Annotated in this window: 6 protein-coding genes; 4 read left to right on the forward strand and 2 right to left on the reverse strand. The window is 73.1% G+C overall.

From position 1 onward, the window contains the following. The first annotated feature begins 127 nt into the window (after positions 1-127). Entirely contained in the window at positions 128-8,770 is an 8,643-nt protein-coding gene (locus tag G6O68_RS15705; protein WP_206108107.1) for a GH36-type glycosyl hydrolase domain-containing protein, read from the forward strand. Positions 8,771-9,097: 327 nt separating this feature from the next. On the opposite strand, the gene G6O68_RS15710 is transcribed toward G6O68_RS15705, so the two are convergent. Then, a complete protein-coding gene (locus G6O68_RS15710; protein WP_165249449.1) occupies positions 9,098-9,307 on the reverse strand; it encodes a hypothetical protein in 210 nt (69 codons plus the stop codon). 443 nt (positions 9,308-9,750) lie between these two features. On the opposite strand from G6O68_RS15710, the gene G6O68_RS15715 reads away from it, so the two are divergent. Beyond that, positions 9,751-11,658, forward strand: coding sequence for an ABC transporter ATP-binding protein (locus G6O68_RS15715; protein ID WP_165249451.1), 1,908 nt, complete (start codon positions 9,751-9,753; stop codon positions 11,656-11,658). Between the two features lie 93 nt (positions 11,659-11,751). Here G6O68_RS15715 and G6O68_RS15720 read toward each other — a convergent pair whose 3' ends face one another. Then, a complete protein-coding gene (locus tag G6O68_RS15720) occupies positions 11,752-13,842 on the reverse strand; it encodes a glycoside hydrolase family 172 protein (RefSeq protein ID WP_165249453.1) in 2,091 nt (696 codons plus the stop codon). A 302-nt stretch (positions 13,843-14,144) separates the two neighbouring features. On the opposite strand from G6O68_RS15720, the gene G6O68_RS15725 reads away from it, so the two are divergent. Both G6O68_RS15725 and G6O68_RS15730 read left to right on the forward strand, forming a co-directional pair. After that, on the forward strand, positions 14,145-15,347 hold the full coding sequence (locus G6O68_RS15725) for a lactonase family protein (protein WP_165249455.1): 1,203 nt from the start codon (positions 14,145-14,147) through the stop codon (positions 15,345-15,347). Positions 15,348-15,365: 18 nt separating this feature from the next. Further along, entirely contained in the window at positions 15,366-16,196 is an 831-nt protein-coding gene (locus G6O68_RS15730; protein WP_240911289.1) for a SprT-like family protein, read from the forward strand. Positions 16,197-16,220 lie beyond the last annotated feature (24 nt).

Below are 16,220 nucleotides of genomic sequence, written 5' to 3' on the forward strand. Positions count from 1 at the left end.
CTCGCCGCCGCGGGCTCGCGCCCCCTCGGCCGTCGATTCTGGTAAGATCGGGAGGGCGGCCGCTAGCGGCCGGGGCCGGCGCGAGGCCGGCCCGGCGGGCGCCTCCTCTCGGGATGAGATCGACGGCATGAGCGCATCGTACATGGGGGCGCCCGCGTCCGCGACGGACGACGGGGAGGGGGCGTGGATCGCGGCGCTGGACCCCCGCCGGCTGGGGCCCATCCGCGGCGAGCTGCTGGGCGGCGAACGCCTGGACCGGCTCGCCCGGGCGCTCGCCCAGGCCGCCCCGCCGACCCGGCGACGCGCCGGCAGCCCGCTCCTGCGGCGGTTCGCCGACAACGGCAAGGTCCTGGAGAAGGTCCACGCCCGGATCGTCTCCGGCGACGAGCACGCGCGCGGGATCGACGTGGAGTGGCTGCTGGACAACTTCCACATCGTCGACGAGGTGCTGAAGGAAGTCCGCCGCGACATGCCCCACGGCTACGACGCCGTCCTCCCCAAGCTGGCCGACACCCCCCTGAAGGGCTACCCCCGCGCCTACGCGATCGCCGTCGCCCTGGCGGCTCACACCGACAGCGAGTTCGACGAGGCGCGGATCGACCGGTTCCTGGTCGCCTTCCAGGCGAAGGCCGGGCTGACGATCGGCGAGATCTGGGCGCTGCCGACGATGTTCCGCCTGGTCCTGCTGGAGAACCTCCGGCGGCTGGCCGAGGAGATGGTCTGGTCGTGGGAGGAGCGGCGGCGGGCCGACGCCTGGCTCGCCGCGCCCGAGGACGCCCGGCCCGACCTGGGGGAGCCGTCGTGGCCGTTCGTCGCCCGGCTCATGCAGGCGTCCCGGCCCTCGACGTCGTCGGCCCCCTCGCCGAAGGCCGTGCGCGAACGGCTGGAGGCGCGCGGGGTGGACGTGGACGCGGTCGTCGAGCGGGAGAACCACCGCCAGGCGTCCAGCCAGATCACGGTCGGCAACTGCGTGGTCGGCCTGCGGCTGCTCGCGGCCGTCGACTGGAACGCCTTCTTCGAGCAGCACAGCCAGGTCCAGGCGATCCTCCTGCAGGACCCCTCGGGCGCCTACGGCCAGCAGGACTTCCCCAGCTGCGACCGCTGCCGGAAGGTGGTCGAGCAGGTGGCGCGGGGGGCGAAGGCCGACGAACTGGCCGTCGCCCGCCGGGCCGTCGAGCTGGCCGCCGCCGCCGACCCGGCCGACGCCCGCCGCCGGCACGTCGGCTACTGGCTCCTCGACGACGGCCTGCCGACCCTCCGCGCCGGCTTCCCCTACCGCGGGCCCGTGGGCGAGCGGGTGGTGGAGGCGATGCGCGCCCGCCCGAGCGTCGCGTACTTCGGCCTGATCGTCGCCGTCTGGTTCGTCGTGGCGTCCGCGTGCGTCTGGGGCCTCGGCTTCGGCGTCGGCTCGCTCCTCGACGCCCGGCTGCTCGGCGTGCTGGCGCTCCTGGCGCTCCCCGTCGGCGAGGTCGCCGTCGGCTTCATCAACCACGCCTTGACGATCTTCCTGCCCCCCAAGGTGCTCTCCAAGCTGGAGTTCAAGAAGGGGATCCCGGACGAGCACCGCACGTTCGTCGTCATCCCGACGATGCTCGTCCGCGCGCACCACGCCGAGGGCCTGCTGGAGCGGCTGGAGATCCATTACCTCTCCAATCCCGACCCGAACCTCCGGTTCGCGCTCTTGACCGACTTCGCCGACGCCCCGAGCGAGCGCATGCCCGACGACCAGGCGCTGATCGACGACGCCCTGGCCCGCGTCCGGGCCCTCAACGCGCGGTACGCCTCGGCGACGGGGGGCGAGGACCTGTTCTTCCTGTTCCACCGGCGCCGGCTCTGGAACCCGTCGCAGGGCGCCTGGATGGGCTGGGAGCGCAAGCGCGGGAAGCTCTCGGAGTTCAACCGGATGCTGTCCGGCGGCCCGAAGGGGAGCTACGAGGTCTTCAGCGCGGACCCGGCCTCGCTCCCCCGCTTCCGGTTCGTGATCACGCTGGACTCCGACACCCAGATGCCCCGCGACACGGCCGGGAGGCTCGTGGGGGCGATCGCGCACCCGCTGAACCGGCCCCGGTTCGATCCCGAGACGGGCCGCGTGCTGGAGGGCTACGGCGTGCTCCAGCCCCGGGTGAACTTCCACCTGACGGCGGCCACGCACTCGTACTTCGCCCGGCTGCTGGCGTCGGGGGGCGGGATCGACCCGTACTCCACGGCCGCGTCGGACTCGTACATGGACCTGTACGGCATCGGCAGCTTCACGGGCAAGGGGGTGTACGAGCTCGACGTCTTCGAGCGCGCCACCGGCGACGTCTTCCCCGAGAACCGGATCCTCAGCCACGACCTGATCGAGGGCAACTTCGCCCGCTGCGGCCTGCTGAGCGACACCGAGGTCTTCGACGACTTCCCGGCGCGATACCACGCCTACGCCCGCCGCGAGCACCGCTGGATCCGCGGCGACTGGCAGCTCCTGCCGTGGCTGGGCCCGAAGGTCCCGCTCCCCCACGGCGGGGCCCGGCCCAACCCGCTGCCGATCCTCGAGCGCTGGAAGCTGCTGGACAACCTGCGGCGCAGCCTGACGGCCCCGGCGCTCGTGCTGATGCTGGCGCTGGGCTGGACGGTCATGCCGGGCTCGCCCTGGGTCTGGTCGGCCGTGGCGCTCCTGGTGCTGGCGCAGCCGGTGCTCAAGTGGCTGACGGCGTCGACGGTCGGCGTGCTGCGGTCGTGGTCGATCGGGCCGTTCCGGGGCTGGAAGGAGAACCTGACGTCGATGGGGGGCCAGGCGCTGCTGTCGCTGGCGTTCCTGCCCGACCAGGCGCGGTCGGCGATCGACGCGATCGTGCGGACGCTGTACCGCCAGTTCGTCAGCCGCGAGCGGATGCTGGAGTGGGAGACCGCCGCGTCGACCGAGCAGCGGCTGGGAGGGGGCCTGCGCGACTTCGCTCGCTCGATGTGGCAGGCTTCGGCGGTCGCGCTCTTGATCCTGGCCGCGGTCGCCTGGCTGCGGCCTTCGTCGCTCTGGGTCGCTTCGCCGTTCCTGCTGGCATGGCTGCTCTCGCCGCTGGTCGCCTACCTGATCAGCCGCCCGCTGCCGTCGACCGAGATCCCGCTGGGCGCGGCCGAGCGTCGGGCGCTGCGGCGGCTGGCGCGGAAGACCTGGCGGTATTTCGAGACGTTCGTCGGCGACGAGGACCACTGGCTGCCGCCGGACAACTTCCAGGAGGTCCCGGACGGCCGGATCGCGCACCGGACGTCGCCCACGAACAAGGGGCTGCTGCTGCTGTCCACCCTCTCGGCGCACGACCTGGGCTTCCTGTCGCTGGGGACGATGGTCGACCGCCTGGAGCGGACCTTCGACACACTCGACCGCCTGGAGCGGCACTGGGGGCACTTCTACAACTGGTACCACACGCGCACGCTGGAGCCGCTGCCGCCGCTGTACATCTCGACCGTCGACAGCGGCAACTTCCTGGGCGCCCTGGTGGCGCTCCGGCAAGGCCTGATCGAGAAGGCGGGCGAGGTCGTCGTCGGCCCGGCCGCGGCCGAGGGGCTGGACGACGCCCTGAACCTGGCGCTGGAGTCGAGCGGGGCGGACGGCTCGACGCTGAAGGCGCTGCTCGCCGCGCCGCCGGCCGACCTGGCGGGCTGGGCGTCGTGGCTGGCGCGCGTCGAGGAGGAGGCGGAGCGGCTGGAGGCGGCGATCGCCGCCGGGCCCGGCCGCCGCGACGGCGACCCCGCCGCCGCGAGGGCGTGGGCCGGCAAGCTGGTGGAGCAGGCCCGCGACCACCGCCGCAACCTGGAGGCCCTGACGGCCGGGATCGGCGTCGAGGCCGTCGAATCGGTCCCGACGCTCCGCGCCCTGGCGGCGACCAGCCCGGCCGCCGCCGCGCTGGCGGGCCGGCTCGCGGCCCTGGCCGACCGCGCCGACGCCCTCGGCCGGGAGATGGACTTCCGCCCGCTCTACAAGAAGGAGAAGCACCTCTACGCGATCGGCTGCGACCTCTCGCAGGGGCGGCTCGACGGCGCCTGCTACGACCTGCTGGCCTCCGAATCGTGCCTGACGAGCTACCTGGCGATCGCCCGGGGGGAGGCCCCGCGCAAGCACTGGTTCCAGCTCGGCCGCCTGTTCGTCCGCGCCGCCGGCCGGATCGGCCTGATCTCGTGGGGCGGGACGATGTTCGAGTACCTCATGCCCCGACTCCTGCTCAAGAGCCTGGCCGGCACCGTGCTGGCCGAGGCCGGCCGGACCGCCGTGGCGCGGCACATGGAATACGGCCGCCAGCTCGGCCTGCCGTGGGGGATCTCGGAATCGGCCTTCTCGGCCCAGTACGCCGACGGCGACTACCGCTACCAGGCGTTCGGCGCCCCCGGCCTCGGGCTCAAGCAGGGGCTCGACCAGGACCTCGTCGTCGCCCCCTACGCCACCGCCATGGCGACCATGGTCGCGCCCGTCGAGGCCGTCGCCAACCTGGAGCGGCTGACCGCCGAGGGCGCCGAGGGCGCCTACGGCTACTACGAGGCCGTCGACTACACGCCGAGCCGGCTCGCCCCCGGCCAGCGCTCGAACGTCGTCCGGTCGTACATGAGCCACCACCAGGGGATGAGCCTGGTCGCCGCGACCAACGTCCTCCTGGGCGACCCGATGCCCCGGCGGTTCCACGCCGAGCCCATGGTCCGCGCCGCCGAGCTGCTCCTGCAGGAGCGCGTGCCCCGCGACACCCCGCTGGTCGACCTGGACGCCGAGGCCGAGGAGGCCGCCCAGGCCGAGGCGAAGGCCCCGGGATCGTCCGAGCCGCCGGCCGAACGCCCCGCCGCGCCGAGCTTCCTCAGCCGTCGGCTCACCACCCCCGCCACGGTCGCCCCGCGCACGCACCTGCTCTCCAACGCCCAGTACCACGTCATGATCACCAACGCCGGCGCCGGGGCCAGCTCCTGCCGCGGCGTGGCCGTGACCCGATGGCGGGAGGACCCGGCGCGGGAGGCCTACGGCCAGTTCCTCTACATCCGCGACGTCGCCAGCGGCGTCGTCTGGTCGGCCGGGTTCCAGCCGGTCTGCCGGCCGGCCGACGAGGACGAGATCGTCTTCGCGGCCGACAAGGCGAGCTTCCGACGCCGCGACGGCGCGATCGAGAGCCTGCTGGAAGTCACCGTGTCCCCCGAGCAGTTCGCCGAGGTCCGCCGCCTCACCCTGTTCAACCACGGGCCGAAGCCCCGCGAGCTGGACGTCACCAGCTACGCCGAGGTCGTCCTGGCCCCGCACGACGCCGACCTGGCCCACCCGGCCTTCCACAAGCTGTTCCTGGAGACCGAGTGGCTCCCCGGCTCGTCGGCCCTGCTGGCCCGCCGCCGGCCCAGGTCCCCCCAGGAGAAGCCCCCCTGGGCCGTCCACGTCCTGGCGGTCGACGGCTCGTCGGCGGGCTGCACGCTCGTCGGCGAGGCCGCGTTCGAGACCGACCGGGCGCGGTTCCTGGGCCGGGGGCGGACCGTCGCCGACCCGGCGGCCCTCGACCCCGGCGAGACCCTCTCGGGGACGGCCGGTCCGGTCCTCGACCCGATCTTCAGCCTCCGCCGCCGCTTGATCCTGGCGCCGGGGGGGACGGCCGTCCTGGCGTTCACTACGGCCGTGGCCGAGAACCGCCGAGGGGCCCTCGCGCTGGCCGACCACTACCACGGCCCGAGCGCCCCGGCCCGCGCCTTCGAGCTGGCCTGGGCCCACCGCCAGGCCGAGCACGGCCAGCGCGGCTGGTCGGCCGAGGAGGCCCATCTGTTCCAGCGGCTGGCGGCCAACCTGATCTTCGCAGGCCCGGCCCTCCGCGCCCGCCCGGCGGCCGCCGAGCCGGCCGAGCCCGCGTCGCGGGTCGCCGCCCGTTTCGGGATCCACCTGCACCTGCCGGTCCTGCTGGCGAGGCTGTCCGGCACGCCCGAGCTGACGCTGGCCCGGCAGCTGATGTCGGCCCAGGCGTACCTCCGCTCGCAGGGGCTGGAGATCGACCTCGTCCTGATCGACGACGCCCCCGCGCCCGGCCTGGCCGAGCCGCTCGACGCGCTCGCCCGCGAGGTCGGCGCCGACGACCGGATCAACCAGCCGGGGGGCGTCCACGTCGTGATCGGCGCGGCGCTCGACCCCCCGGCCCGCGCGGTGCTGTACGCGGCGGCCCGCGTCGCGCTCGACGCGTCCGAAGGGCCGCTGGCGACCCAGCTCGAATCGGTCGACTGGTCGCCGCCGCTCCCCGAGCCGCTCACCGCGTCGCCCCCGGAAGTCCCGCACCGCGACGAGCCGGTCGCCCTCCCCGGCGACCTCGCGTTCGCCAACGGCCTGGGGGGCTTCACGGCCGACGGCCGCGAGTACGCCGTCCTGATCGACACCCCCGGACGCGCCGAGGCCGACGCCGCCCCGGCCTCGCCCTCGCGCCGGCCCCTCCCCAGGCCGACGCTGCCGCCGCTCCCCTGGAGCAACGTCGTCGCCAACCCGGCGATCGGCCTGCTCGTCACCGAGAGCGGGGCGCAAACCACCTGGGCGGGCAACAGCCAGACCAACCGCCTGACCGCCTGGAGCAACGACCCGGTCTCCGACCCCCCCGCCGAGGTCGTCTACCTCCGCGACGAGGAGGACGGCCAGGTCTGGTGCCCCACGCCCCTGCCGATCCCCTCGGCCGGGCCGGTCCTCGTCCGCCACGGCCAGGGGTCCACGAGCTTCGAGCGCAACAGCCACGGGATCGAGCACCGGCTCACGGTCTACGTCGACCCCGAGCGGCCGGTCAAGTACGCCCGGCTCCGCGTGACCAACCCCGGCGACTCCCGCCGCCGGCTCTCGGCCACCTACTACGCCGAGTGGGTGCTGGGGACGACCCGCGACCGCTCGGCCATGCACGTCGTCTCGGCGATCGACCCCGAGACCGGCGCGCTGACGGCCCGCAACCCCTTCCGCGAGGAGTTCGGCGGCGGCGTCGCCTTCCTCGACGTCGACCGCCGCCCCCGCACCGTCACCGCCGATCGGGGCGAGTTCCTCGGCCGGCACGGCTCGGTCGCCAATCCCTCGGCGCTCGGCCAGGTGGAGCTGTCCAACCGCGTCGGCCCCGGGCTCGACCCCTGCGGCGCCGTGCAGACCCAGTTCGAGCTGGGCCCCGGCGAGTCCCAGGAGATCGTCTTCCTGCTGGGCTGGGCCGACGCCCCCGGCCGGGTCCGCGAGCTGATCGCCCACGTCCGCGACCTCGGCGCCGCCGCCGCGCTCGACGAGGCGAAGGCGCGCTGGGACCGCATCCTCGACGCCGTCCGGGTCCGCACCCCCGAGCCGACGTTCGACCTCCTGCTCAACCGATGGCTGCTCCATCAGGCGACGAGCTGCCGGCTCTGGGGCCGCACCGCCTACTACCAGTCGGGCGGGGCCTTCGGCTTCCGCGACCAGCTCCAGGACGTGCTGGCGCTCCTGCACGCCGCGCCCGGCCTGGCGCGCGACCAGATCCTGCTCCACGCCTCGCGGCAGTTCGTCGAGGGGGACGTCCAGCACTGGTGGCATCCCCCCGAGGGCCGAGGCGTCCGCACCCGTTGCTCCGACGACTTCGCCTGGCTGCCGTTCGTCGCCTCGCGCTACGTCGAGGCGACCGGCGACCGCGCGATCCTGGACGTCGAGGCCCCGTTCCTCGAAGCCCCCGCGCTCGCGACGGGCCAGGACGACGACTACCGCCTGCCGGAGACCTCCGCCGAGTCCGCCTCGCTCTACGAGCACTGCGCCCGGGCGCTCGACCGCTCGGACGCCGCGGGCCCGCACGGGCTGCCGCTGATCGGCGGCGGCGACTGGAACGACGGCCTGAGCCGCGTCGGCGTCGAGGGGGAAGGGGAGAGCGTCTGGCTCGCCTGGTTCCTGATCGTCGCCCTCCGCCGCTTCGCGCCGATCGCCGAGGCGCGCGGCGACGCCGGACGCGCCTCGCGCTGGCTCGCCCGCGCCGACGCCCTGGCCGGGGCCGCCGAGGCCCACGCCTGGGACGGCTCCTGGTATCGCCGCGCCTTCTTCGACGACGGCTCGACGCTGGGCTCGGCCGCGAACGACGAGTGCCGGATCGACTCGATCGCCCAGTCGTGGTCGGTCTTCGCCGGGGCCGACCCCCACCGCTCGGCCCGGGCCGTCGACGCCGTCGAGGCCCATCTGGTCCGCGAGGCCGACCGGGTGATCCTCCTGCTCGACCCGCCGTTCGACCGCTCCGCCCCCAGCCCCGGCTACATCCAGGGCTATCTCCCCGGCGTCCGCGAGAACGGGGCCCAGTACACCCACGCCGCCGCCTGGTTCGTCCAGGCCCTCGCGGCGCTGGGACGCGGAAATTCCGCCCTCCAGGCGTTCCAGCTCCTCAATCCGATCAACCACGCACTTTGTAAGGACGACGTCGGGCGTTACAAAGGCGAGCCCTACGCCCTGGCCGGCGACGTCTTCAGCCGGCCCCCGCACGCCGGCCGCGCCGGCTGGACCTGGTACACCGGCGCGGCCGGCTGGCTCTATCAGGCCGGGCTGGAATCGATCCTGGGAGTCCGTCGGGTCGGCGATCGGCTGACGATCGACCCACGCATCCCCGCCTCGTGGGACCATTTCCAGGTCGACTACCGCTTCGGCGGGTCGGTCTACGAGATCCACGTCCGCAACCCGGAGGGCTGCGAGTCCGGGACCGTACGGGTCGTCGTCGACGGCGAGCCCCAGCCCGCGCCGGAGGTCCTCCTGGCGGACGACGGGCGTCGGCGGCATGTCGAAGTCGTCATGTCTCCACCCGGGGCAGCCGCGTCGGGTGCATGATTAAGGGGCACTCAGCCCGGAAATCCTTCAGGCTTTCGCCCCCCTCCGGGCCGTCCCGGCGCGGCGCGCACGCCGACGGCCCGCGTCCCGCCCCCTCTCGCGAAGGGGAGGGCGACCGGGCCGGGGACCTATCGGGTCCGCGGGCCGAAGGGGCCCGCGGCGGCGTGTTCGAGAACTTGCCGCGACGCTCGGGAGGTCGCGAGGGGCCGGCGTCGGGCCGCGAGGGGGAGGATCGCGGCGAAGCCGGAAGAAGAGGGGACGAGTGAAGATGCCGTGACGCTTTGGTCAGGGCGATATGAACATGAAGCCCGTCGGCCTCGGATCATCTCAACGCGACCGCAGCATGGCCCGCATCTGCAGGCGGCTGGCGGGCAGCGAGGCTTCCTTCAGGAGTCGGGTGAGCTTGGATTCGACGACGCAGGCGGGCCGCAGGCCCGAGCGTTCGTCCACGACGAGGGCCTCTTCCCGCGGGGCGGGCGAGCGGCGGTCGGCGGCGGACTGGGGCCGGGCGGGCGTCACTTCGGTGGCGGTCATCACGAAACTCAAGGAATCCTCTCTCGATATCATGGAAGGGGCACCTCCTGCAAAACGGGCTTCGAGCCGCTCCTGTCCGATGGCACTGCAAAGGGCGCGCCGAAGACGAATCCTCAGGACGGCCGACGAGGCGAAGTGGGGGAGGCGGGCCGGTGGATCGCGGTGGAACAGGAGTTAAACACGATCCCGAGCTTCCCTTGGGCCTGCGAGCGTCCGGGGTTGGATTTGTCGTCCCGTTCGCTCACCAGACTAGTACGCATTTCTTCCGGGGCCCGTGGGACGATCCGCGCGAATTTCCAGAGAAATCGGATCCGGGCCGAAAATCGTCGATCCGCCGGGTCCGCCTCGCACGATCGCCCGCGGGATCCGTACGATGATCCGAGGGGGGACGCGGCGGCGTCCCCGAGGCCGGGACCGGACGCGGACGAGCGAGGGATGGGGGAGCGATGGCGCGAGAGAGCGTGGGAAAGCGGCTGCGCGAGGTCGGACGCGAGCTTTCGCGGATCCGACGCCGCGGCCGGCAGGTCTGGCGGCTGGTCCCCTGGCGGCATCGGCTCTCGCTGGGGGCGGCCCTGGTCGTCATGGCGCTCGCCAGCGCCGGCGGCACGGCCAGCGCCATCTTCCTGGGCAAGCTCGTCAACGCCATCGGCCCGGCCGCCGACGGACAGAAGCCGCCCCTCGACGTCATCGCCCGCACGGCCGGGCTCTACCTGGCGATGATCGGGGTCGGCTACCTCGTCCGCGAGACCATGAACGTCCTGCGGCGGTTCCTCGTCGAGCGGGCCTGCACCCGGATCGACAAGGACATGAGCATTCGGCTGGTGGGCCACCTGATGCGGGTGGACCTGGCCTCGCTGGCCCAGGACCAGGTCGGCGCCCTCTACGGCCGCGTCACCCGCAGCGCGGACGGCTTCGTCCGGTTCATCCGCATCAGCTTCCTGGACTTCATCCCGGCGCTCTTCATCGGCGGGTTCGCGATCTTCTACGCGGTGACGCAGCAGCCGTGGGTCGCCCTGGCGATGCTCGGCGTCGTCCCCATCTCGCTCGGCCTGACGGTGGCCCAGATCGTCACCCAGAAGGGGGTCCGGCTGGACCTGCTGCGCACCCGCGAGCGCATGGACGGCACCGTGGTCGAGCAGCTCAGCGGCATCGACTACGTCCGCGCCTCGAACACCCACCGCCGCGAGGTCCGCCGCGTCGCCAAGGCCGCCGAGCGCAAGCGCTCGATGGAGCTGAAGCACCACTTCCAGATGTCCCTCTTCGGCTGCGGCAAGGCGCTCAACGAGGGCTTCTTCCACCTGGTCGTCCTGGCCCTGGCCGTCGCCTTCTACATGAACGGGCGCATCAACCTGGGCGACATCTTCACCTTCTCGATCCTCTACCTGAACGTGATGGCGCCGCTCAACGAGGTCCACCGCTTCATCGACGAGGCCCACGAGAGCAGCCTGCGGGTGGGCGACCTGATCAACCTCCTGCGCGAGCCGATCGACCCCTCGTTCAAGCCGGTCGACCCCCGCACGCCGGTCCTGACGACCGGCCAGCCGCTGTTCGTGGCCGAGGACGTGGGAGTACGCTATCCCCGGACCGTCGAGAACGGCCGCCAGGCGCTCGAGGGGCTGTCGCTGGTCATCCGCCACGGCGAGACGATCGGCATGGCCGGCCGCTCGGGGTGCGGCAAGACGACCTGGCTCCGCGTGCTCATGCGGCTGGTCCACCCCACCTCGGGCAAGGTCTGGTTCGGCGGCGTCCCGCTGGAGTCGGTCTCGCGCGAGTCGATCGGCGACCTCGTGGGCTACGTCGGCCAGAACCCGTTCGTCTTCTCCGGGACCGTGGCCGAGAACATCGCTTACGGCTGCCGCGACGTCACCGCCGAGGGGGTCCGCAAGGCCGCCGAGGCCGCCTGCATCCACGACGAGATCATGATGATGCCCGGCGGCTATCGCGCGCGCGTCGCCGAGCGCGGCCAGAACCTCTCCGGCGGCCAGCGCCAGCGGATCGCCCTGGCGCGGATCTTCCTCAAGAATCCGCCGATCCTGATCCTCGACGAGGGGACCTCGGCCCTGGACAACATCAGCGAGCGGAAGGTCCAGCAGGCCGTCGACGCCGCCCGCGCCGACCGCACGGTGATCCTGGTCGCCCACCGCCTGACGACCCTGATCGACACCGACCGGATCCTCGTCTTCGAGGACGGCAAGGTCGTCGAGAGCGGCCCCTACGGCCGCCTTGTCCGGGCCGACGGCCACTTCGCCGACCTCGTCCGCTCGGCCGAGCAGGGCCGCCTCGACCGCTCGCCCGACGACCGGGACGACGCCGTCCGGGCCGTCGAAGGGGGGGACGCCGGGGAGATGGCGTGACCCCCGCCCCCTCCCGGCGGGCGAGGCGCCCGCCCCACGAGCCGGGTCTTGGGGCCTACGCCTCACGGGGCGCCGGCGTCTCGACGACCTTCCCTAGCGCCGGGGTGCCGTCCGGCCGCCGAAGTCGCCGGCGGGGGCGGGCGCCAGCTTGAGCCAGTCGACGCCGACGAGATAGCTGACGCTCTCGGCGTTCCTGCCGGCTGTGGTGAGGCTCAGGACGTGGGGGCCGGCGTCCAGGTCGACCACGCCCAGCGGGACCTCGCCCGAGTGGACGACGTTCGGCGCGTACAGGTCGATGGGCTTGCCCAGCGGCGCGCCGTCGAGGGCGAGCTGCACGACGCCGTAGTCGGCGGCCTTCGTGAACGCGGCCCAGAGCGCGTAGGGGCCGGCCTTCTCGACCGGAAGCTCCAGGTCCAGCCGGGCGCCGGGCTCGCGGACGATCCAGAAGAGTTGGCTGGAGCCCGACCAGGCGTCGCCGAACGGGGTCATGTCCTGGCTGGCGAATTCGCCCGCCGTCTTGTCCCGGAGCCGCAGGGACTCGGCCTCGATCGCGCCCGGCTCGCGCTTGATCGGCGGCCGGGGATGGACGATGCGCGTGGACAGGTCCGGGACGCCCGAAGGTTCGACCTTCGCGCCGGGGGCGGCGTAAGCGTAGGCGATCGTCGCGTACTGGACCTTCACGGCCTCCCAGTGCCAGAGTTCCAGGTCGAACGTCAGCGAGCGGTCGAACGGGATGTTGTCGAGGACGTGCACTCGCAGGTTGCTGGTGTTCCCCTTGTTGCCGGGGCCGTCGCAGCGGGTCTGGGCGTGGAAGGGGTTCATGTAAGGATGCGGGTCGCACCAGGCGTAGCCGAAGTAATCCTCGGTGCCGGTGCCGAAGGTGCTGGGGAAGGCCTCGCCGTCGACGTAGGCCTTCTCGTCCCCCTCGCCCCACCAGGCCGGGGTCGGGTTGTGGACGTTGCCGAGCAGGCCGACGAACCGCCCGGCCCCGCCCGAGACGCGGAGCGCCGGCCAGTCGAGCGTGCCGTCCGCCTTCACGGTCGGGACGTCGTCGCGCTGCCGCCAGCGGGCGTGGAACGTGAGCTTGTCGGCCGCCGAGGGGTCGTCTCGCCAGTTGTAGCGGACGACCAGGTCCGCCGCATGTCCGGACTGGTTCGCGACGGCGATCCGGGCCTTCCGCTTGTAGGGCATCTCCCATCGCGAGGCCATCGCCCCGTCCTCGCGGACCTCCTGGACCAGGGTGCGGAACGGGTTCAGGCCGGGCCCCGAGCCGAAGAAGTCGCCCAGCGGGACGGCGACCTGGGGCTCGGCCGCGTCGTCGAACGTGATCGTCAGCAGGGTGCGGGCGAGCACCTCGGCCAGGGCCTCGTCGTCCAGCTCGACCTTCCGGGCCTGGATCGCCAAAGCCGTCAGCACGCCCGGCTTGCCGGGGTCGTGGGCGAATTCTTGCGAGCGGCCGGGCTCCAGCCGGAACGGCCGGGACGCCGCGAGCGCCGCATCGAGCGGGGCCAGGGGCGATTCCAGGAGCGACCGCCGGGCCCGGGCGATCGCCCCGCCCGCCCGCTCCAGGACGCGGGGCGAATAACTCTCGACGGCCGTCCCCGGGGCGAACGTCGTGACGTTCACCTGGTAATACTGGTCCCCCTGCGTCGTCGTGATCTTGATCGACCTGGCGAACGGGAAGGGGAAGTAGAGGTTCCGCCCGCGCGAGGCGTCGTGGCCGAAGGGGGCGGAGAAGGGCTCGACCCGGCCGTCGGTGATCGCGGCGAAGTCGGCCGCCAGGGCCGGCTCGGCCGCGCCGTCGACGTAGATGCGCAGCTCGCCGGCCGGGTTGGCGCTCCAGATCCGCGAGACGTAGCCGGGCCCCTCCGCGTCGGCCAGGACCCACTCCCGCGCGTCGCCTTCGCCCTCGACGCGGAGGTAGTGACCCCGGTCGCCGTTGGCGAACGGCTCGACGAGCTTGCCGTCCACGAGGCGGCTCGCGCGGTCGTAGCTGGAGGACTGGAGCGACCGCTCGCCCGGCAGCGGCACCTCAGCCAGCCACGAGGGGTCGACCATCCGCCGCAGCAGCGACTCAACCGTCATCGGCCCCGGCGGCGCGTCGGCCCGCACTTCCCGCGAGGTCGGGGCCAGGGAGGCGGTCAGGAACGCCAGCGCCAGCAGGGCGCGTCGGGGCGTGGGCATGAGAGGGGCCCTCTTCCGCGGGATCAACCGGCAGGCGGGGCGGGCGGGGCGACGGGCTCCGTCCGTCGATCCTCAATCGGACCAGACCGCGGGGACCCCCGCAAGGCCTCGGCGGCATCCCGCATGCGGGATGAGAGGTGTCACGGGAACCGCACGTTTCGAACACGGGCCCGCCGCCCCGCCACGAGTCGAAGGCCGGGGGCAGGGATCGGGCCCGACCCTTGGCTCGCCTCGGGGGCTGTGATACGGTCGAGGGGCTTTCTGAGGACATCCGTTTCGAGGCCGGGCGAGGGGAGCGTGCGATGACGATGGGGACCGGATCGACGTCGCGGCGCGCGTTCGCGACCGCGTGGGCCTCCCTGCTGGCGGGAGCGATGTTCATGACGACGACCGAGGCCCGCGCCGCGGAGAAGTCCTGGGTGTTCGTCGGCACCTACACCAACTCGAAGTCCTCGCCCAGCGAGGGGATCTATCGGCTGGAGTTCGACCCGGCCGACGGCTCGCTGACGCCGAAGGGGGTCGCGGCCGAGTCCGCCGACCCGTCGTTCCTGGCGGTCCACCCGAGCGGCAAGTTCCTCTACGCGGTGAACGAGCTGGGCGAGTTCGAGGGCGAGAAGGCCGGCGGCGTGAGCGCCTTCGCCCTGGACGCGGCGACCGGCGCGCTGAAGCCGCTGAACCGGCAGTCGTCCCGGGGGGCGCATCCGTGCCACCTGGCGATCGACCCGTCGGGTAAGGTCGCGCTGGCCGCCAACTACTCGGGCGGGAGCGTGGTTTGCCTGCCGATCGACCCGGACGGCTCGCTGCGGCCGGCCTCGTCGTTCATCCAGCATCAGGGCAAGAGCGTCGACCCCGACCGCCAGACCGCGCCCCACGCCCATTCGGCGAACCTCGACCCGACGGGCAAGCTCGCCCTGGTGGCCGACCTGGGGCTCGACAAGGTTTTGATCTACGACCTGGACGCCCCCGCCGGCAAGCTCACGCCCCACGACCCGGCCTTCGCCCCGGTCGCGGCCGGCTCCGGGCCCCGGCACCTGGCCTGGCACCCCTCGGGCCGCTTCGCCTACGTCATCACCGAGATGGGGAACACGGTCGCCGCGTTCGCCTACGACCAGGAGAAGGGCGCGCTCAAGGAGATCCAGTCGATCCCCACGCTCCCCGACGACTTCCGGGGCAAGAGCTTCTGCGCCGAGGTCGTCGCACACCCGTCGGGCAAGTTCCTCTACGGCTCGAACCGGGGCCACGACAGCCTGGCGATCTACAAGGTCGACCCCGCGACGAGGAAGCTGGCCGCGGCCGGCTGGCAGCCCGTCGGCGGCAAGAACCCGCGCAACTTCGCGATCGACCCCACCGGCGGGTTCCTGCTGGCCGCGAGCATGGATTCCGACCGGATCGTCGTCTTCCGCATCGACCCGGAGACCGGCGGGCTGACGGCCGTGGGCGAGCCGGTCTCGCTCCCGAAGCCCGTCTGCATCCGGTTCGTGACGCAGCCCTCCTCGGCGAAGTGAAGTGAGCCCGCCCCCCGCATGAGCGTCCCCCTCGGCGACGAAGCGACGTGGTCCGAAGCGTCCGGCCCGGGCCGCCCGCGGCAGGCCAGGCTCGCTTCGCTCCTGTACGCGCCGGCCGAGGCCCGCGATCGTTCGCGGCGGATCTACGCGGCGGTGCTGGATGAGTCGCCGAGGATCCGCGAGGGGAACTTCGAGACGATCGGGGCGGACGACCTGGAGCGGCTGTTCCACCTCTACGACGCGGCCTTCTTCCGGGGGTCGTTGTCGGAGATGCTGCAGGAGGACCGGGCCTATCCGATGGCCTTCCGGCTCTCGCGGCGGCTGACCCGCGCCGCCGGCCAGACGATCCGCCTGGTGCGCCGGGTCCGTCGCGGCCCGACGGTGGTCGAGCAGGCCGAGTACGAGATCTCGGTCTCCACGACCTTGCTGTTCAACACGTTCCACGAGGTCGACCGCGAGGTGGTCGTCGGCGGCCTGGCCTGCGCCGACCGGCTGGAGGCGCTCCAGCGGATCTTCGAGCACGAGCTGCTGCACCTGGCCGAGTTCCTGGGCTGGGGCCGGTCGAGCTGCTCGGCCGAGAACTTCCACGCCCTCTCGCGGCGGATCTTCGCCCACGAGGGGGTCCGGCACGACCTGGTGACGCCCCGCGAGCAGGCCGCGGCGGCCTTCGGCGTCCGCGTGGGGGACGCCGTGGAGTTCGACATGGAGGGCGCCCGCCTGCTCGGACGCGTCAACCGCATCACCCGCCGGGCCACCGTGCTGGTGGAGGACCCCGCCGGCGTCCTCTTCACCGACGGCCGCCGCTACCAGACCTTCTACGTCCCCCTGTCGCTCCTGCGGCGGGTCTGAGCGACGCCCGGGCGTTTCCCCCGG

The sequence above is a fragment of the Paludisphaera soli genome (genome assembly GCF_011064595.1).
Taxonomy (GTDB): Bacteria; Planctomycetota; Planctomycetia; order Isosphaerales; family Isosphaeraceae; genus Paludisphaera; species Paludisphaera soli.

Excerpts from the sequence above, each read along its gene's own strand:
- G6O68_RS15705 (WP_206108107.1), top strand. The coding sequence starts at position 128 with ATGAGCGCATCGTACATGGGGGCGCCCGCGTCCGCGACGGACGACGGG.
- G6O68_RS15715 (WP_165249451.1), top strand. The coding sequence starts at position 9,751 with ATGGCGCGAGAGAGCGTGGGAAAGCGGCTGCGCGAGGTCGGACGCGAG.
- G6O68_RS15720 (WP_165249453.1), bottom strand. The coding sequence starts at position 13,842 with ATGCCCACGCCCCGACGCGCCCTGCTGGCGCTGGCGTTCCTGACCGCC.
- G6O68_RS15725 (WP_165249455.1), top strand. The coding sequence starts at position 14,145 with ATGACGATGGGGACCGGATCGACGTCGCGGCGCGCGTTCGCGACCGCG.
- G6O68_RS15730 (WP_240911289.1), top strand. The coding sequence starts at position 15,366 with ATGAGCGTCCCCCTCGGCGACGAAGCGACGTGGTCCGAAGCGTCCGGC.